This is a genomic window from Nostoc sp. ATCC 53789 (assembly GCF_009873495.1).
Classification (GTDB): Bacteria; Cyanobacteriota; Cyanobacteriia; order Cyanobacteriales; family Nostocaceae; genus Nostoc; species Nostoc muscorum_A.
This window is the reverse complement of the sequence record NZ_CP046703.1, coordinates 3,549,923-3,567,640: the sequence shown is the minus strand read 5'-3', so window position 1 is coordinate 3,567,640 and position 17,718 is coordinate 3,549,923. Positions and strand designations below refer to the sequence as shown.

The window sequence follows — 17,718 nt, the reverse complement described above, 5'->3', positions numbered from 1 at the left end:
GCCCGTCGTAGACATCGCTTCTTATTTCAATTAGCTTTCCGTTCTTTGAGGACTTGATCTAGCAAATTTCTTGCAGGTTGGGCTTTAGCCAACGCTATTTGATGGTCATTATAAGCCCGCACAAGGCGAGAAAGACTGCTCACACCTGACTTGAGTTGCTCAAGTTCTTCACCAGCAACCAGTTCCCCATCAAGCATCCGCCCAATTAACGGTTTGATGTCGCCCACTTCCTGCCGGACTTTTTGGAGCTTTTCTAGGCTACTCAGCAAGGTTTTGAGTGAGTTCAAGATGTCGTCAATATCCTGCACATCCTCTACTTGTTCCGGCAAATCTTCAACTGTCACTGTATCTTCATCTGAGATTGTAGGCAATTCCTGTGCAGACATTTCAGTTTGAACCCCGTTTGACCGTGCCATTGACGCTTCCTCAAGGAATTTTCCTTAGTGTATCGCTGATTTAACCTATGTTAAGCAATTTCGCCATAGCTAACCGTTGCAGTTTCCCCGTAGCACCACGAGGTAGTTGTTCCAAAAAGTGAATTTGTTTCGGAACTTTGAAGTCTGCCAACATAGTTGAACAGTGAGCTAAAAGTTCTTTTTCGCCAACTTCTCCCTTAAGGACAACAGCAGCGTGGATATCTTCACCTAAAGATTTGTGGGGGACAGCAAAAGCTAAGGCTTCCGCAACGGCGGGGTGACGAAGCAAAACATCATCCACTTCTAAGGGAGAAATTTTTTCTCCACCTCGGTTAATCAATTCTTTAATGCGTCCAGTTAAGTGGAGATAGCCGTCTGCATCCACAGTCCCCTGATCTCCTGTACGGAACCAACCGTTGACAAAAGCTGTGGCGTTGGCTTCTGGGTTGTTTTCGTAGCCATCAATGACATTAGGTGCTTTTACCACCACTTCGCCCAAGCTTCCCTGAGATAATAGGTTGCCTTCAGAGTCCATAATGCCGACATCCACACCAAAGCCATAACCAACACTACCTGGCTTTCGCACTTTTGGCGGTAGGGGGTTGGTAGTCATTAAGTGGGATGCTTCAGTCATGCTGTAAGATTCCACCACAGGAGCATTAAGAGTTGCCTCCAACTTTTCAATGATAATTGGAGGTAAGGAAGCGCTACTAGAGCGAATGAAACGAAAGGGGTTAGCCTTGACAATTTCTGTGTTGCGGCTAGCGCGGGCCAAAATTGTCTGGTGCATGGTTGGTGCTGCGGAGTACCAGGTAGGTTTGTAGGTATCTACTAGTTTCCAAAACTCCAAGGCATTAAAACCATTGGGACAAATTAGTGTGCCGCCCGATGCTAGGGTTGACAGCAAACAACCCACCAATCCGTGAACGTGGAACAGGGGCATTAAGCAAAGTGTAGTATCAGCTGCTGTGAGTGAGTAAGCAGCAATGATGTTGTTGGCTGAGGCGATTAAGTTGCGATGACGAATCGGCACACGTTTCGGACGGCTGGTAGTGCCGCTAGTGTGGAGAATCATCGCCAGATCGTCGGCGTTGGGGGCTGCGGGATTCAATGATTCTCTTGGTTTTGAGCCTGTTTTGACTAATTCAAAGCTCAATGTGCCGTCAGTGTTTACCTTGGCATTAATCAGCATCATATTGGGTGTGACGGCGGCGATCGCTGCTTCTGGTTCATCAGACAAGGTAATCAGCGCATTTGCTTGAGTATCTTCGTAGTAAAAGGCAAATTCGTCTTGTTTGTATTTGGGATTTAGGGGTGCAGCAGTGCCACACAGGGCGGCAGCCAAAAAGGTAATAGCCATTGGTGAACCGTTAGTCATGGCAATGGCTATACGTTCTCCACGTGTCAATCCAAAGCTGTTGAGTTGGGATACTAAGCCAACAACATTCTCGCGCAATTGCTTATAAGTTAGCGATCGCCCCCCAGGTGTAACGAGGGCTGAATGATTATCTTCCCCTGCTAAAAGCTCAAATAAGTTCATTAAAAACCTCCAGATTAGTAAAATTGGGCATTGGACATTGGTTATTAATGCTTCTACCTCATTCCCTTATTTTTATTAAAAAGTATTGTGCTTTTGTATAATATCAACCATTATTTGATTTCTTTTGGTAGTAAGTTAACGGCAAAAAACAAGAGCTAAAATTAAGTCAAGAGTGTATCTGTCGTTACTAGTAATCAGAAAAATATTTTTCAGCAACTAAACCCCATCAATAAAATATGGATCGTCGGAATTTTCTAAAGTATGTCACTTTAGCAGGATCTAGTTTTGCTTTAACGAGTTGTGTTCAAGGCAAAAATTCCAAATTGCCGGGTGAGGTGTCTCCCTCAGCGTCGCCTGTGGCGGTAAATGAACCTCTCAAGGTGGGATTTGTTTATGTGGGGCCTGTGGGTAATTTTGGTTGGACTTATGCCCATGATTTAGGTCGCAGAGATATGGAAGCCAATCTTAACGATAAAGTAAAAACTACCTTTGTTGAAAATGTCAATGAAGGTGCTGACGCTGAAAGGATAATTCGCCAACTAGCATTAGATGGTAATAAGTTAATTTTTACCACTTCCTTTGGGTACATGAACCCAACAATTAAAGTCGCTAAAGAATTTGGTGATGTTATTTTTGAACACTGTGCAGGATACAAACGTGCTGCCAATGTCGGCACTTATCTAGGACGTTTTGAAGAACCGCGTTACTTAACCGGCATGATTGCTGGCAAAATGACAAAATCAAATGTAGTTGGTTTTATTGGCGCATACCCAATTCCAGAGGTAATTCGGGGAATTAGTGCGTTTACACAAGGAATGCGCTTAACAAATCCCCAAGCAAAAGTTAAGGTACTTTGGATACAAAGTTGGTACAATCCAGCTAAAGAAAGAGAAGCGGCTATTGCTTTGGTCAATTCCGGTGCAGATATATTGACGCAACATACCGACTCTGGCGCTGTTGTCCAATTAGCTGAGGAAAAAGGCATTTATGCTTTTGGCTACAACAGTGATATGAGCAAGTTTGCTCAAAAAGCCCACCTGACATCAATTATTAACAGATGGGGAAAATTCTATACAGATAAAGCCTTGGCTGTAATGAGTAATACTTGGAAATCTCAAAACGTTTGGGATGGCATTGGTGAAGGAATAGTGGATATTTCGCCGATGAATCAGGTGATTCCGGTAGAGGTACAACAACTAGTAAATGCGAAGCGCGATGAGTTTATTCAGGGTACTGCACATCCTTTTGATGGCCCGGTGAAAGACCAAAAAGGGATTGTACGAGTACCAAATGGTAAGGTGTTGGAAGATCGAGGACAATTGGCGATGGATTGGTATGTTGAGGGAGTTGAAGGCTCAATTCCCCAGAGGAAACTATAGTAAGCAATTTTACGGTTAGCGTTGACCTAGCGTCTTATAGAGAAACGGCAATCATAAGATAAGTTCAGATACTACCATACGAATTATCTATGATCAGTGCGATCGCAAACCGCCATAGAGAGTTAAGAGTAAAAAGTAAAGAGTTGGGAGTTATTCTTTTCATCTCATTCATTCCCCCACTCTGTCTACTATAGGAATTCAGTTTGATTTCTGAAAATATACGTAGGATGTGTTAGCGACAGCGTAACGCATCAAACCCATAATAATAGTGCGTTACGAACTCTGTTCTAACACACTCTACAATACCTAATTTCGTTCAAAAATCAAATAGGAATCCTATATTACAAGAGGTAAAGATTAAGTAGCAACTTTGGCAACTGCGAAGACAATGTAGAGTATCTTCTAGTAATTTAGCAAAGTTATAAGCATTGGAGTAAAGCAAATGAATGCTAAACTGATCGCTTTCTCTGGCTTTGTGACGGTATTTTTGGGCGCAGGAATTGGTTTTATTGCTGCTAATTTACTTCCTTGCCCCTATACAAGTCAAATGTATCAAGATATGGAGCAAAAATACGTCCTTGTAGGCGCAGTTGCTGGTTTACTAATTGGTTCTAGTCAGGAAATGATTAGAGAACTCAAGCAAGAGCGGGATGCGGAAGAAGACTTGCTCCAAGATTTGAATAAAGCTATTCACTCAAGTAAAAACCCAAAAAATTACTGAGATGTTAGTGGTTGTTTGAAAAGTGTTTTTCTGTGACTTTCGAATAAGCCAGAAAGCCCTCATGTAGAGACGCGATAAATCGCGTCTAAAAGACTGATACGTTAGAGAAATGCGATAAATTGCCGTCTCTACAGAGAATGTACTCGTCAATTATTCCTTATTTACATAAGACATCTCCGAAAAAGAATGTAGAGACGTAGCACTGCTATGTCTCTACAAGGGTTCTGGTTAACGCATATTTAATTTCTGGAGATGTCTATAGGGAGAATACCCTCTGGCTACTCCGTTGGAGAACTTGTAGAGTAGCCGCTTTGCGTCTAGATGAATTGCCCAATTGCCCCTACAATGGGATGTTTTTTTGTTGGAATGTCCCTAAATAAGAGTCTGAAACTCTCTAGAAGAGGCTGCGCGAACAGTTTTAAATTAGTTAAGTAAGTTGGTAGAAATAAACAAAATTATGTTATGAAACGTAAATAGTCTTAAAGTCCTTACTAATGACCAATGACAAAGGACAAATGACAGCCCTTGCTAGTTAGCTTTAGCGCCAACCTACTTAATAGTTTTATTAAATTAGCAGTAGCAGAGTTATGAATTAAAAGCTTTCTTCAAATTTTCTGGCTGCGTTACTGCCAAATATTGAGCCGACATTTCCGGTGTGAGTAGTTCTATCATGACTGTATTTTCCAACCAGAACTCAATAACATCAAAAAAAGAATCGCGGTTACAACGTAACACTCTCCAACCTTCACGTTTAGCAATCAACTCAATTTTTTCTTGACTAGAAGAAACTGAAATTGCTGCATGAGTAGCTGTGAACCCAGAAGAAGTAGGATTTTCTGCAAATGTACACTGGTTATCTCCTTCACCAGGCATTAGCTGAGTTTTTAACGGGTAAACTTCAATCCCTGTTCCATATTCGTCAAGTGGAAAAACCATATAGCTGCCTGGGTGAGGGAAAAAGGGAAAAGCTTGGCCATTCAAGACTTCAGCTAAAACCTCGGCAACGTGCTGGGGGTTTTTAACAGAAATAGATATGTGATGAATCATACTTAATTACCTCGTACCCCATAATCATAATGAGGCTTATAAATTTTTTGTTTTGTGGAGTGCTTATTTTCCGCGATCAGCTTAATTATCTTTCATCCCATTTTAATTAATTTATGCAGAGAATAAAACAAATTTCCTTTTGATTGAATTTGGAAAACCTCGCTTATATTCCTCTATCCTAGTAAGTGATAGCTTATACATGAGTCTTTTAGAGTTATCCCAGACGCTTTTATATCCTCCCAACTCACTCTACGTTGGCATCTATCACTATCATTTATGGCAATACTCGATCAAACTGCAAAAAAATCCTAACCTGGCAAAGATATACACGAAAGGTAGAGGCTATTCATGAATAGCCCCTACCTGGAAATCTTTCTTTTCGGCTATTGTTTACGTAAGCTCTGTATTTGATAATTACACTTCAATATGAGATATCAAGTAGGAGGTAGTCTCCGCAGTGACGATCCCACGTATGTTATCCGTGACGCAGACGAAAAACTTTATACTAGCCTGAAAGCTGGGGATTTTTGTTACGTTTTCAACTCTCGCCAGATGGGTAAGTCATCCTTACTACAGCGCACCAGTTATCGTCTTAGAGAAGAAGGCTATAGCTGTGTTTATTTGGATATGACCATCTTAGGTATTGAGGATACTACACCAGAACAATGGTACAAAGGCATCATTATCAGCTTGTTCTACAGCTTAAATTTAGCAGAACAGATCAACTTTAAAGGTTGGTGGGAGACGCAAAAAGGTATTTCCTCAGTACAAAAACTACACTCTTTTGTTGAAGAAGTTTTACTACCAAACGCCAAAGCCGAACGCATTTTCATCTTTATTGATGAGATTGATAGCCTACTTAGTTTAAGTTTCCCAATTAACGACTTTTTTGCTTGGATTCGTCAATGCTATAATCAGCGACCAGAGAATTCAAACTTTAATCGTTTGGGATTTGCACTATTTGGTGTAGCTAGTCCTTCCGACCTCATCGCTGATAAAGGCCGCACACCCTTTAACCTTGGTAAAGCAATTGAGTTACACGGCTTTCAACTCTATGAAGCTACTCCTCTGCTTCAAGGAGTAAAGGAAGTAGTCAGTCAACCACAAGCAATACTGCAAGAAATTATTCATTGGACAGAGGGACAACCGTTTCTCACACAAAAACTTTGTAACTTAGTTATTCAACTTGCTGCTGAAAATGCTACAGGAATGATTAGCCTCATTCCAGGTACAGAAGCATTTTGGATTGAGCAATTAGTGAAAACGCATATTATTCAAAATTGGCAATCACAAGACGAACCAGAACATCTACGTACTATAAGAGATCGCCTATTATTCAACGACCAACGAGCAGGGCGGTTATTAGGTATTTATCAGAAGGTGTTGCAAGCAGAGGAGCAGTCTAGTAGTGGAGGCTTCCTCCAGAAGGAAATGTCATCGAGTAGGGGAGAAGAGTTTTTCACTTTGCCTCATCTTCCTGTTCCGATTGATGATAGTCGAGAACAAACAGAGCTTTTGTTATCTGGTTTAGTAGAGAAACACAACGGCTATCTCAAAATTAAAAATCCCATCTATCGGAGTGTTTTCAATGCTGAATGGGTGTTAAAACAATTAGACAATCTCCGCCCTTATTCGCAGACATTTAATGCTTGGGTAGCATCAGGGTATAAAGATGAATCGCGTTTATTGCGAGGACAGGCTCTCAAAGATACTCAAAATTGGATACAGGGCAAAAGTCTAAGCAATTGGGATTATCAATTTTTAGCTGCAAGTCAAGAATGCGAACAGCGCGAAGTGCAAACAGTATTGGAGGCAGCACGGGCAAAAGAAGTAGAAGCACGACTAGCACAAGAGCAAAAAACTGCTAAATTTCAAAGGTTTTTGCTAGTTGCAGTGTGTATTGGTTTGCTCGTCTCTAGCATTTTGGGGGTGGGAAGTTTCATTATGTATCGTCAAACCAAAAAAAGCGAAAGTCAAGCTAAGAGCAGCGAAATTCGAGCGCTTGTATCTTCTTCTGTTGGACTGTTTGCCTCCCAACGGAGATTGGATGCGCTTGTAGAAGCAATCAAAGCCAAAGACAGACTGCATAAGCTAGGAACAACTAACTCAAATCTTGTACCTCAAGTTGAAAACGCACTCAGGCAAGCAGTTTATGGAGCAGATGAATACAATCGTTTTTCCGACCATACAGCAAGTGTTATGGCGGTAGATGTTAGTCTTGATAGTTCTTTAATTGCCTCAGCCAGTATAGACAATACAGTTAAGCTTTGGCGACGTGATGGTACGGAAGTTGCAACTCTCAAAGGTCACAAGGGAGCAGTTAGAGCAGTAGATTTTAGTTCTGACGGTCAAATACTGGCCTCGGTGGGTGAAGATGGCACTATTAAACTCTGGAAGCTAGATGGTACTCTGCTCAAAACTTTTAAAGGTCACACCGCTTCAGTCTGGGGAGTAGCATTTAGTCCTGATGGCCAGTTTCTCGCCTCTGCTAGTTGGGATGCAACAGTGAAACTCTGGAAGCGAGATGGTACTTTGCTCAAGACATTCCAAGGTTCTAAAGGTGCGTTTTGGGGAGTCGCTTTTAGTCCTGATGGCCAGACTATTGCTGCTGCCAGTCTAGACAGGACAGTAAAACTCTGGAAACGAGATGATTCAGGCTGGCAAAACGCCAAACCTGTACAAACTCTCCAAGGTCACACTGCTTGGGTTGTAGGAATAGCTTTCAGCCCTGACGGACAGACTATTGCTTCAGCGAGTGAAGACAGAACTGTGAAACTTTGGCGGCGAGACAGCATAAGTAAAAGCTACCGCCTTGATAAAACTCTGCAAGGGCACGATGCCGGAATTTCGGGAGTAGCATTTAGTCCCGATGGTCAGACTATTGCCAGTGCGAGTCTCGACAAAACGATTAAACTTTGGAATATTGATGGTACAGAACTGAGGACGCTTAGAGGGCACAGTGCATCAGTTTGGGGTGTAACTTTTAGTCCAGATGGTAGCTTTATTGCTTCAGCAGGTGCAGAAAACATGGTTAGGCTCTGGCAAAGTCAAAATCCATTTCAAAAGTCTATCATTGCTCATAAGGCGGGGATTTGGTCAATAGCGATCGCATCTGACAGTTCAACTATCGCTACAACCAGCCACGAAAATATGGTGAAATTTTGGAGTCGTCAAGGCAAATTGCTCAAAACTATCACTGAATCCAAGGGCGAAGTCTCCGAGGTTTCATTCAGTGGCGATGACAAGTTAATCGCGCTTTTCACTTCCGATGATTCGGTAAAAATCAAGAAGCGAGATGGCACTTTAATTGCTAGTTACAAAAATGTTCACAGCAAAGTGACATCAGGGGTGTTGAGTCCTGATGGGCAAACAATTGCAATGGCAGGTGTTGACAAAAATATTCAGATATCAAGACGCGATCGCCTCTGGCGGGGCGTAGCCCATCGCGCCGCGACTTTGCAGATCCTCAAAGGACATCAGGCGGAAGTTTGGCACGTCGTATTTAGTCCAGACAGTCGGCTCGTTGGTTCAGCTAGTGGTGACACTACTGCTAAGTTGTGGACGCTTGACGGCAATTTGTTTAGAACCCTTGTAGGACACTCGGCGGCTGTATGGAGAGTTGTTTTTAGCCAAGATAGTAAAATGCTAGCTACTGGAAGTGGCGACAACACCGTTAAGCTGTGGACGTTAGACGGCAAGTTATTGAATACACTCAAAGGTCATAAAGCTGGAATTTGGGGAATTGCCTTTACTCCTAATGGAAAAATTGTTGCTTCTGGCAGCGTTGATGCTAGCATCAAACTTTGGAAGCTAGATGGTAGGGAAGTAACAACCCTCACCGGACATACCGCAGCGATTAGGGTGGTTGCGATCAGCCCTGATGGAACTTTGCTTGTTTCAGGGGGTGATGACAACACACTCATTCTGTGGAATTTGCCGCGAATTCTTAATCTAGATGTACTGAATTATGGTTGCACTCTGGTGCAGGATTATTTGAAAACGAACACCGCAGTGGAAGAGGGCGATCGCTCCCTTTGTAATATGCCAAGGTTTAAATAATTTCTCTCCTTGGGGTGGGTTTTTATTGATGCGATCGCGTTTCTTCTACAAAATTCTTTTGTATTAGGGACTTCCAAGAAATAAATTACCCAAATAAACGAACCACAGAGGCACAGAGAACACAGAGGAATGAGGAGGAGAGAGTTTTTTCGCCAGTTTTTTATTTGGAAGTCCCTTATATAGAAAATTGGTATTGTTCACTAATCATGCAATTTGTCAAGTAGCCATGCCAAAGCACCTTCAACATCACTAACTTGCTCTCCTGGCGGTATGGCTGGACGATTTACAATCACTACTTTCACGCCCAGTTCTCGCGCTGCAATAATCTTGGGCTTTGTGGCATCGCCACCGCTATTTTTACTCACTATGGTATCAATCTTGTGATCAATCAGGATTTGCCTTTCATTATTGAGGTTAAAGGGCCCGCGATCGCACAATACCATCCCCGGTGGCACTAAGGCATCTTCAACAGGAGGGTCAATCATCCGCATCAAGAACCAAATTTCCTCTAGGTGAGCAAAGGCGGCGAGTTCTTGTCTGCCAACCGTCAAAAATACCCGATGTGCTTGGTTTGCTAGAGATGCGGCGGCGACTTCAACGCTATCAACTTCCATCCAGCGATCGCCACTTCCTTTTTCCCAAGGTGGGCGTATTAACATCAAACGGGGTACTCCGACTTCCTTTGCAGCATCTGCCGCATTAAAAGAAATTTGACTAGCAAAAGGATGGGTTGCATCAATTAATAAGTCGATTTGCATTGCTCGGAGATAGCTAGCCAATCCAGCCACACCACCAAAGCCTCCAACCCGTAAATCGCCTAACGGAACTGATGGTTCACGGGTACGACCGGCTAAAGACGTGATTGCATCTAGCCCTTGGATAGTCGCGACTCTAGCAGCTAGTTCTGCGGCATCTCCTGTACCACCAAGAATCAAAACGCGCATTAGTGAGATAAAGGTGGAATCTTTGCTAAAATGCCCTTCTTCAGGGCTTCTGGACGCTCTGACCAAGGCAGCAAACCATCTGCTTTGACATAATATTGACTAGCACATTCTAGTATCGCAGATGCACTATTATCAACGGCTAAATCACCAAACAAATATGTTAATTTACCTTTGGCAGCAAAGGCAACCACACAGGAACGATTACAAGCACTCATGCATTCAACTTCTTGAATTGGGAATTCATCTCGTAACTCCCAATCTTGTGCAAGTTGCTGAAGTTGGTGTAGAAGTTTTTCACCACCACTTTCACCTAAGCGTTTTCCCTGTTGCCAAACGCTAGCGCAAGTTTTGCAAACAAATAAAGTATGGTCAGCAACTCCCAAGGGATTCGCTGGGGAAATATTCACAGTAGTAGTCATCTGTACCTCGCAGATATGTGGAACTAGTAAATCTATTTCGGCGGGCATCCTGACTCACTCAATTTAAGATTTTAGATTACATCTAAAATTGGTTTACAGTTGCGGGACAGCGCCGGATTTGCACCGAACTTTCCCCGTTACCTCTGGTAGCTGCTCCCCACCAGAACCGAATAACCTTATCGATCATACACTAGGGTTATCTAAGAAAAGGATATAGGACTCATATTTGATTCTTGAAAAAATTCAGTATAGCTCAAAGACCCTTCTTTCCTATTGCCTCTTGCCTCTTGCCTTCCCAGGCAAGTAAGCCACGCTGCGCGAACAAAAATTAAATCGGATTGCTACATAACCTATGCAACAAAATTACAAAAATCAGCTTATAAATTTTTCAACCACTAAAAACTTTATCGAAACAGAATTCAGGAGTCAGAATACCCTTTCAGGGAAGCAAGCTACAGAATGAATTTTGTGCGACTGGTGGATAGCGCCGACGGCAAGCGAGTCATCAAGCGTCTTCATTCTGAATTCTGACTTCTGAATTCTTCAATTTATAGGTTTGTATCGCAATGGATTTTTTGACAATTCTAGGATTAGCGGCTGCCACAATAACCACAATTTCTTTTTTGCCACAGATGTTTAAAACATGGCAAACAAAATCAGCCAAAGATGTTTCTTTTTTAACGCTGATTACATTCATAACTGGTATTTTTTTGTGGTTAATTTATGGAATATATCTACAATCTTTACCAATTATTCTTGCTAATAGCGTGACATTGCTTTTTAACTTGATAATTCTATGGCTTAAAATTAAATATAGATAAAGAACCCCTAGCTAAGTAAGTTGGTAGAAATAAACCAAATTATGTTATGAAACGTAAATAGTCTTAAAGTCCTTACTAATGACCAATGACAAAGGACAAATGACAGCCCTTGCCAGTTAGCTTTAATTGCGCCAACCTACTTACACAAACTCTCGTCAGCCTGTGCGGACTCAAACGAAACCCATAAAGGTGAGTTTTGCTTCTGTAGGCGTGAATTCTATGAGACTGCATTATTCAAACCCCCTAAAAAACGCCTGTGACATCATCTGTATTTGACTCTGAACGCCTCCTTTTCACCCCCACTACCCCAGACACCAACGCTATCCCCATAATTTTCGCCTTTCCCAATGAATATAGCGTAGGTATCACTAGCCTTGGCTATCAGGTAGTTTGGGCAACCTTGGCAATGCGTGATGATGTGCAGGTGAGTCGCCTGTTTACAGATACTCACGAACAACTCCCCAGAACGCCAGAAATTGTGGGATTTTCGATTTCCTGGGAACTGGATTATGTGAATATTTTAAATTTGCTGGAATCTTTAGAAATTCCTATTCAAGCAACTTCTCGTGATGATTCTCATCCGATAATTTTTGGTGGTGGCCCTGTTCTCACAGCTAACCCAGAACCTTTTGCAGATTTTTTTGACGTAATTTTACTGGGTGATGGCGAAAATTTACTGGGAAATTTTATTGAGGCGTACAAAGAAGTAAGAAATGCTTCAAGACAAACTCAACTCAAAAGACTTGCACAAATCCCAGGAATTTATATTCCCAGTTTGTATGAAGTCGAATACCACACAAAAGATGGTGCAATAAAGTCAATTAAACCAATTTCTCCAGAAATTCCCGCAGTGGTGCAAAAGCAGACTTATCGAGGAAATACTCTATCGGCTTCGACTGTAGTCACCGAAAAAGCCGCATGGGAAAATATTTACATGGTGGAAGTGGTGAGAAGTTGTCCAGAAATGTGCCGCTTTTGTTTGGCGAGTTATCTCACACTGCCTTTTAGAACAGCCAGTCTGGAAGATTCCTTAATTCCTGCGATCGCAAAAGGCTTAGAAGTCACAAATCGGCTAGGATTATTGGGGGCTTCTGTAACTCAGCATCCAGAGTTTGAAGCTTTGCTAGATTATATAAGTCAGCCAAAGTACGATGATGTCCGTCTCAGTATTGCCTCAGTGCGAACTAATACTGTAACAGTCCAGTTAGCAGAAACATTAGCAAAACGAGACACGCGATCGCTTACCATTGCAGTAGAAAGTGGTTCTGAGAAAATTCGGCAAATCGTCAACAAAAAGCTGCATAACGACGAAATTATCCAAGCTGCGATAAATGCCAAAGCTGGCGGATTAAAAAGCTTGAAACTCTACGGAATGGCAGGAATTCCTGGTGAAGAAGCAGAGGATTTAGACCAAACAGTGACGATGATGCGTAATATCAAAAAAGCTGCACCAGGATTACGCCTAACATTTGGATGCAGCACCTTTGTACCCAAAGCGCACACGCCATTTCAATGGTTTGGGGTAAATCGTCAAGCAGAAAAGCGGTTGCAGTTTTTGCAAAAACAGCTAAAACCGCAGGGAATAGAGTTTCGCCCAGAAAGCTATAATTGGTCGATTATACAAGCTTTGTTATCAAGAGGCGATCGCAGACTATCCCAACTTCTTCAGCTGACTCGTGACTTTGGCGACTCCTTGGGTAGCTACAAACGTGCTTTCAAACAACTTAAAGGACAAATCCCTGACTTAGATTTCTACGTCCACGCTGATTGGTCTACAGAACAAGTATTACCTTGGAACCACTTGCAAGGGCCTCTGCCACAGTCTACACTACTAAAGCATTTGGCTGATGCTCAGAGTTATATCAACCCATCTCCAAAAGAACTACAGCCACTACTGGGGACTAGAGACTAGGAATTGGGGACTGAGGACTAGGAATGGAAATTTATTATCCAATTCCCAATGCCCAATGCCCAATTCCCAATTCCCAATCCTAAAAACTTCATGCAAAACACAGCTGAGTATTACTGCGCCTATTGCGGCGAACCGAACTTAACTTTTATTGATTTGAGTGCTGGAGGACAGCAATCTTATGTAGAAGATTGTCAAGTTTGCTGTAACCCAAATATTTTGTATGTCCGGGTTGACGAAGATACCCTAGATATCGAGATTGATACAGAATCAGAAAGTTGAATTTTAGGTTTTTCTTTCCATGCTGCACTTTAAACATTCCTCAGTCATTGATGCGCCACCAGAAGTAGTTTGGAAATTTCACGAAAGGCCAGATATTTTGCAAATGCTGAATCCACCTTGGCAGCCAGTCCAAGTGGTTCGTCGTGAAGGGGGACTGAACGTGGGCGCTATCACAGAATTTCGCCTGTTTCTCGGCCCATTACCATTAACTTGGCTAGCGCGTCATACTGAATGCGAAAAATATCGCCTGTTTACCGACGAACAGATATCTGGCCCCTTCGAGTCTTGGGTACATCGACATGAATTTGAACCGGAAGCTGGCAAAACTAGGCTGACTGATGCTATTTCCTTCTCCATGCCTGGTGGAGAAACAGTTGAATTTGTTAGTGGTTGGTTAGTGCAAGTGCAACTAGAAGCAATGTTTCGCTATCGCCATTATGTAACCAAACGAGAATGTGAGTCACGATAGCAAAATATTTTGTTTGGTAGCAAAAATTAATTATCTTGATTCTTCAACCCTTGCCGCGAAACCCACTTTATCAACCCAGGAAACAAGCGATACAAAGCTTGTGAGAAATTCGCCGAACCAACCATCACTTCTGACTTCTTATTCTTGACTGCATCCCAAATAGCATTTGCTACATCTTCAGGCTTCTCCACCACCGGATTTTTCAGCACATTCTCAAGCTGTCCACGACGAGTATGAGTATCTTGTTCATCCTTGCCTCGAAAAACTGCCCGTTCCATTAAAGTACTCTTAATTAAATTCGGATAAATCCCACAAACATGAATACCTTTTGGCTGTAATTCTATTTGTAACGATTCCGTCAACCCTGTCACACCAAACTTACTAGTACAATAGGGAACCAAGTAAGCACTTGGTACCTTACCACCAATGGAACTTAAATTAACTATAGTTCCACTTCGACGCTGAAGGAAATGAGGCAGAAGGGCATTAATAGTGTGGATATATCCCCATAAATTAGTGTCTATAATTTGATGCCAATCATCGAGAGAGAATTGTTCTACTGGCCCCGATGCAAAGATGCCCGCATTGTTTATCAGCACGTCGATATAGCCATAATTTTCTAATGCTTTTTGTACTAATGCGCTTACCTGAGATGAGTCAGTGACATCGCAAGTAACCGTTAATGGTGCTGGACGGCCAATGCTTTGCACCTCCTGCGCTAAGGCTTCCAAGCGCTCAGCATGACGAGCTGCAAGTACCAAATCATATCCTTGCCGCGCAAATAAAAGAGCCGTTGCTTTGCCAATGCCTTCAGAAGCACCTGTAATTAGTACCGTAGGAGCCATACTTTAAGTTTAAAAAACCTATTTACTATTTATTAGTCTGGATAATAACACTCCAGAAACCTTCTAACTTTCGTTGGATTTTTGATTGTATCCAAAATAGGTTTTTAGTGAGATTACAAGTTTTCAATAGCAGTTGTTTGGTAAAAATACCTCTGATCTATAGGCTAATAAAAGCTATTATTGCTCTTTTGTTAGATAAATATTTTCTCAACCTCCTTAAAATCTCATTCTTTAGAATTGCATTTACTTTGAAACTAGAGATAGATAGCGTTAAATGGGTAAGTTAAGTAATATGAAGAATGTAATTGGCTCCTTAAGGTAACTTAATAATTGCACTTTATCTTAGTGATAAAACTAAAACCTCATATCAATACCAAAAACCGCAATGCTGCTGAACTTGTGCTGACCCCTCACCCTGAAATTTGGAACGACCACCTAAGTATTATCCGTTTTCTAGCTTACCTACTTTGGCAACAGCTACAGCCGAGTGCAGTATGCATCGGTACTCATTTCCTCTACTCCCCATTAATCTGACTGTTTTTGTTACAGACTGATTGCAAAGGAGCAAAGAGAAGACCCTGGTTATTGCAGATACCAGGTTGAACACTGTCGTCGCTCATATCACTCAAGCTTTCAAGCGAAAACAGTTTTTAGAATAGCAGTTGCTTGTGTAATAATAGTTAAAGTATCTTAATGTTTGTACATATTATTAGACTATTCGCACTGTCCAATTCAAAACACTGACCACTAATAGAGTTTTCTTGATGGTAGTTAGTGCTTTTTATCGTGACTATATTTTAGGAATTTTCATCTGAATACTAGGCGGAGTAAAAGCGTGATTCAATTAGAGCAACCACCCAGTCATCAAACAAAATTGACCCCATTAGGGAAAAATAAATCTCAGTTCAAGGCAATTTTCATTGCTACGATCATTGTTGCTACATGGGTCATTAGCCTGAGTTTATTACTTTCCCTTGACATCTCCAAGTTAACATTTTGGATGCTATTGCCTAGTATACTTTGGCAAACATTCTTATATACAGGATTATTTATTACATCTCATGATGCTATGCATGGGGTAGTCTTTCCCCAGAACACCAAAATTAATCATTTCATTGGGACATTAACCTTATCTTTATATGGTCTTTTACCATATAAAAAATTATTAAAAAAACATTGGATACACCACCACCATCCAGCCAGCCAAATAGACCCAGATTTTCACAATGGTAAACACAAAAATTTCTTCGCGTGGTATTTTCATTTTATGAAGGGTTACTGGAGTTGGGGACAAATCATTGCCTTGACTATTATCTATCACTTTAATAATCACGTCCTCCATATACCTACTGCTAATTTAACTTACTTTTGGGTGATCCCTTCAGTTTTAAGTTCATTCCAATTATTTTATTTTGGTACTTTTCTACCCCATAGTGAACCCATAGGAGGTTATATTGAGCCTCATCATTCACAAACAATTAACCGTCCAATTTGGTGGTCATTTATCACGTGCTATCATTTCGGCTATCACGAAGAACATCATGAGTCTCCCCATGTTCCTTGGTGGCAGTTACCAGAAATTTATAAAACAAAATAGTTGTTGTTTATCTAAATATCTTGGCAACAAGAATAACACGGTAATCTCTAGCATTACCAAATTATTTTTTTAAATTTCTATTGATTCTTCTCTCTGTGTTCTCTGCGCCTCTGTGGTTCATTAAAAAAGTAATTCTCACAACTCAGATAGAATTGCTACACATAGCTTGAACAAGGCATTCTTTGAGATTATCCTAATTATGCCAATTAATAATTCTCGTCTTGTCACCTATAGCCCTGCTTATACAATCGTTCCGACTTACGAATGCTTTAATCGGTGTAGTTACTGCAACTTTCGTAGTGAACCTGGTAAAAGTCCCTGGATGAGTCTTTCAGATGCAGGAAGTATTTTAAAATCACTTCAAAGTGAAAAAGTCTGCGAAATCCTCATACTCAGTGGTGAAGTGCATCCTCATTCGTCAAGGCGTGAGGCGTGGTTCGAGCGAATTTATGATTTGTGCAAATTAGCATTTTCAATGGAGTTTTTACCACACACCAATGTCGGGCCATTGAGTTTTGAGGAAATGCAAAAACTCAAGCGTGTAAATGTTTCGATGGGGCTGATGTTGGAACAGTTAACGCCAACATTGTTAAATAATGTACATCGGCACGCACCGAGTAAATTGCCAGAAGTTCGTTTACAACAATTGCAATGGGCGGGAGAGTTGCAAATTCCCTTTACAACTGGCTTACTCTTAGGAATTGGAGAAACCTCTGATGATTGGTGGGAAACTTTAGAAGCTATATCTAACTTGCACCAAAGTTACCATCATATTCAAGAAGTTATCCTGCAACCTCATAGTCCAGGAAATCAGCAAACTTTTGATGCACCTCCTTTTAATCCTCATCAATTACCAGAAGTAATTGCTAAAGCACGTAAGATTTTATCGCCAGATATTACTATTCAAATTCCACCGAATTTAGTTAAGGATAACTCCTGGTTACTCGCTTGTATCGAAGCTGGTGCGCGAGATTTAGGCGGAATTGGGCCAAAAGATGAAGTGAATCCCGATTATCCCCATATTCAGGAAGAGGCTTTGAGAAATATTTTACAACCTGCTGGGTGGGAATTAGTGCCGCGATCGCCAGTTTATCCGCAATTTGATAGCTGGCTATCGGCAGAATTACAAACGGCAGTGAAGCGATCGCGGAGTGCTATGTTATTGGTTTAACATTGCTAGACCTATACCACCAAAATAGGTTCAAATCAAGACTATAGGCGACAAATTCCGAATGCGTCCCCCAGAAGATATAGATAACAGCCTAAACCC

The 17,718-nt window shown here is 41.5% G+C and carries 16 protein-coding genes and 1 riboswitch; of the genes, 9 read left to right on the top strand and 7 right to left on the bottom strand.

The annotated features are described in order from the left end of the window. Positions 1 to 26: 26 nt before the first annotated feature. Together GJB62_RS14605 and GJB62_RS14600 are read right to left on the bottom strand one after the other, a co-directional pair. Complete coding sequence (locus tag GJB62_RS14605) at positions 27 to 416, bottom strand: hypothetical protein (protein WP_114086095.1); 390 nt, start codon at positions 414 to 416, stop codon at positions 27 to 29. A gap of 40 nt (positions 417 to 456) precedes the next feature. Continuing rightward, positions 457 to 1,956: an acyl--CoA ligase gene (locus GJB62_RS14600; RefSeq protein ID WP_114086096.1), complete on the bottom strand. Its 1,500-nt coding sequence runs from the start codon at positions 1,954 to 1,956 to the stop codon at positions 457 to 459. Positions 1,957 to 2,192: 236 nt separating this feature from the next. Here GJB62_RS14600 and GJB62_RS14595 point away from each other — a divergent pair, with 236 nt between their 5' ends. Together GJB62_RS14595 and GJB62_RS14590 are read left to right on the top strand one after the other, a co-directional pair. After that, positions 2,193 to 3,335 (top strand): BMP family ABC transporter substrate-binding protein, encoded by a 1,143-nt coding sequence (locus tag GJB62_RS14595; RefSeq protein ID WP_114086097.1) that lies wholly within the window; start codon positions 2,193 to 2,195, stop codon positions 3,333 to 3,335. Positions 3,336 to 3,777: 442 nt separating this feature from the next. After that, positions 3,778 to 4,056: a hypothetical protein gene (locus tag GJB62_RS14590; protein WP_114086098.1), complete on the top strand. Its 279-nt coding sequence runs from the start codon at positions 3,778 to 3,780 to the stop codon at positions 4,054 to 4,056. 585 nt (positions 4,057 to 4,641) lie between these two features. Here GJB62_RS14590 and GJB62_RS14585 read toward each other — a convergent pair. Continuing rightward, positions 4,642 to 5,103: a hypothetical protein gene (locus GJB62_RS14585; protein ID WP_114086099.1), complete on the bottom strand. Its 462-nt coding sequence runs from the start codon at positions 5,101 to 5,103 to the stop codon at positions 4,642 to 4,644. Between the two features lie 426 nt (positions 5,104 to 5,529). Here GJB62_RS14585 and GJB62_RS14580 point away from each other — a divergent pair, with 426 nt between their 5' ends. Continuing rightward, positions 5,530 to 9,162 (top strand): AAA-like domain-containing protein, encoded by a 3,633-nt coding sequence (locus GJB62_RS14580; RefSeq protein WP_114086100.1) that lies wholly within the window; start codon positions 5,530 to 5,532, stop codon positions 9,160 to 9,162. Positions 9,163 to 9,362: 200 nt separating this feature from the next. On the opposite strand, the gene GJB62_RS14575 is transcribed toward GJB62_RS14580, so the two are convergent. The 3 genes from GJB62_RS14575 to GJB62_RS37475 all read right to left on the bottom strand — a co-directional run bounded on the left by GJB62_RS14575 (position 9,363) and on the right by GJB62_RS37475 (position 11,222). Beyond that, entirely contained in the window at positions 9,363 to 10,106 is a 744-nt protein-coding gene (locus GJB62_RS14575) for a cobalt-precorrin-6A reductase (RefSeq protein ID WP_114086101.1), read from the bottom strand. Then, entirely contained in the window at positions 10,106 to 10,525 is a 420-nt protein-coding gene (locus GJB62_RS14570) for a DUF1636 family protein (protein ID WP_114086102.1), read from the bottom strand. The genes GJB62_RS14575 and GJB62_RS14570 overlap by 1 nt, the downstream gene beginning before the upstream one ends. A 21-nt stretch (positions 10,526 to 10,546) precedes the next feature. Next, a riboswitch (cobalamin riboswitch) is annotated at positions 10,547 to 10,711 on the bottom strand. 319 nt (positions 10,712 to 11,030) lie between these two features. Continuing rightward, positions 11,031 to 11,222 carry a hypothetical protein gene (locus GJB62_RS37475; protein ID WP_245246217.1) on the bottom strand — a complete coding sequence of 64 codons (192 nt, stop codon included), beginning with the start codon at positions 11,220 to 11,222 and terminating at the stop codon, positions 11,031 to 11,033. Here GJB62_RS37475 and GJB62_RS14565 point away from each other — a divergent pair. The 4 genes from GJB62_RS14565 to GJB62_RS14550 all read left to right on the top strand — a co-directional run bounded on the left by GJB62_RS14565 (position 11,149) and on the right by GJB62_RS14550 (position 14,006). Further along, a complete protein-coding gene (locus GJB62_RS14565; RefSeq protein ID WP_234711156.1) occupies positions 11,149 to 11,346 on the top strand; it encodes a SemiSWEET transporter in 198 nt (65 codons plus the stop codon). The two genes, GJB62_RS37475 and GJB62_RS14565, sit on opposite strands and share 74 nt — an antisense overlap. A 256-nt stretch (positions 11,347 to 11,602) precedes the next feature. Next, positions 11,603 to 13,258: a radical SAM protein gene (locus GJB62_RS14560; RefSeq protein ID WP_114086103.1), complete on the top strand. Its 1,656-nt coding sequence runs from the start codon at positions 11,603 to 11,605 to the stop codon at positions 13,256 to 13,258. Positions 13,259 to 13,348: 90 nt separating this feature from the next. Continuing rightward, the gene (locus GJB62_RS14555) at positions 13,349 to 13,537 is read left to right on the top strand and encodes a CPXCG motif-containing cysteine-rich protein (RefSeq protein ID WP_012411100.1); all 189 of its coding nucleotides are present in this window, start codon (positions 13,349 to 13,351) and stop codon (positions 13,535 to 13,537) included. 19 nt (positions 13,538 to 13,556) lie between these two features. Next, complete coding sequence (locus GJB62_RS14550) at positions 13,557 to 14,006, top strand: SRPBCC family protein (RefSeq protein WP_114086104.1); 450 nt, start codon at positions 13,557 to 13,559, stop codon at positions 14,004 to 14,006. 26 nt (positions 14,007 to 14,032) lie between these two features. Here GJB62_RS14550 and GJB62_RS14545 read toward each other — a convergent pair whose 3' ends face one another. Next, on the bottom strand, positions 14,033 to 14,851 hold the full coding sequence (locus GJB62_RS14545; RefSeq protein WP_114086105.1) for an SDR family oxidoreductase: 819 nt from the start codon (positions 14,849 to 14,851) through the stop codon (positions 14,033 to 14,035). 835 nt (positions 14,852 to 15,686) lie between these two features. Here GJB62_RS14545 and crtW point away from each other — a divergent pair. Both crtW and cofG read left to right on the top strand, forming a co-directional pair. After that, positions 15,687 to 16,448 carry a beta-carotene ketolase CrtW gene (crtW, locus tag GJB62_RS14540; RefSeq protein WP_114086106.1) on the top strand — a complete coding sequence of 254 codons (762 nt, stop codon included), beginning with the start codon at positions 15,687 to 15,689 and terminating at the stop codon, positions 16,446 to 16,448. A 199-nt stretch (positions 16,449 to 16,647) separates the two neighbouring features. Continuing rightward, positions 16,648 to 17,619 carry a 7,8-didemethyl-8-hydroxy-5-deazariboflavin synthase subunit CofG gene (gene cofG, locus GJB62_RS14535; RefSeq protein ID WP_114086107.1) on the top strand — a complete coding sequence of 324 codons (972 nt, stop codon included), beginning with the start codon at positions 16,648 to 16,650 and terminating at the stop codon, positions 17,617 to 17,619. The last annotated feature ends 99 nt before the right edge of the window (positions 17,620 to 17,718 follow it).

Bases quoted from the DNA above. Each gene is read 5' to 3' on its own strand.
- GJB62_RS14580 (WP_114086100.1), top strand. From the start codon at position 5,530: ATGAGATATCAAGTAGGAGGTAGTCTCCGCAGTGACGATCCCACGTAT.
- cofG (WP_114086107.1), top strand. From the start codon at position 16,648: ATGCCAATTAATAATTCTCGTCTTGTCACCTATAGCCCTGCTTATACA.
- GJB62_RS14545 (WP_114086105.1), bottom strand. From the start codon at position 14,851: ATGGCTCCTACGGTACTAATTACAGGTGCTTCTGAAGGCATTGGCAAA.
- GJB62_RS14570 (WP_114086102.1), bottom strand. From the start codon at position 10,525: ATGACTACTACTGTGAATATTTCCCCAGCGAATCCCTTGGGAGTTGCT.
- GJB62_RS14585 (WP_114086099.1), bottom strand. From the start codon at position 5,103: ATGATTCATCACATATCTATTTCTGTTAAAAACCCCCAGCACGTTGCC.
- GJB62_RS37475 (WP_245246217.1), bottom strand. From the start codon at position 11,222: ATGAATGTAATCAGCGTTAAAAAAGAAACATCTTTGGCTGATTTTGTT.
- GJB62_RS14575 (WP_114086101.1), bottom strand. From the start codon at position 10,106: ATGCGCGTTTTGATTCTTGGTGGTACAGGAGATGCCGCAGAACTAGCT.
- GJB62_RS14605 (WP_114086095.1), bottom strand. From the start codon at position 416: ATGGCACGGTCAAACGGGGTTCAAACTGAAATGTCTGCACAGGAATTG.
- GJB62_RS14555 (WP_012411100.1), top strand. From the start codon at position 13,349: ATGCAAAACACAGCTGAGTATTACTGCGCCTATTGCGGCGAACCGAAC.
- GJB62_RS14600 (WP_114086096.1), bottom strand. From the start codon at position 1,956: ATGAACTTATTTGAGCTTTTAGCAGGGGAAGATAATCATTCAGCCCTC.
- GJB62_RS14590 (WP_114086098.1), top strand. From the start codon at position 3,778: ATGAATGCTAAACTGATCGCTTTCTCTGGCTTTGTGACGGTATTTTTG.
- GJB62_RS14550 (WP_114086104.1), top strand. From the start codon at position 13,557: ATGCTGCACTTTAAACATTCCTCAGTCATTGATGCGCCACCAGAAGTA.
- GJB62_RS14595 (WP_114086097.1), top strand. From the start codon at position 2,193: ATGGATCGTCGGAATTTTCTAAAGTATGTCACTTTAGCAGGATCTAGT.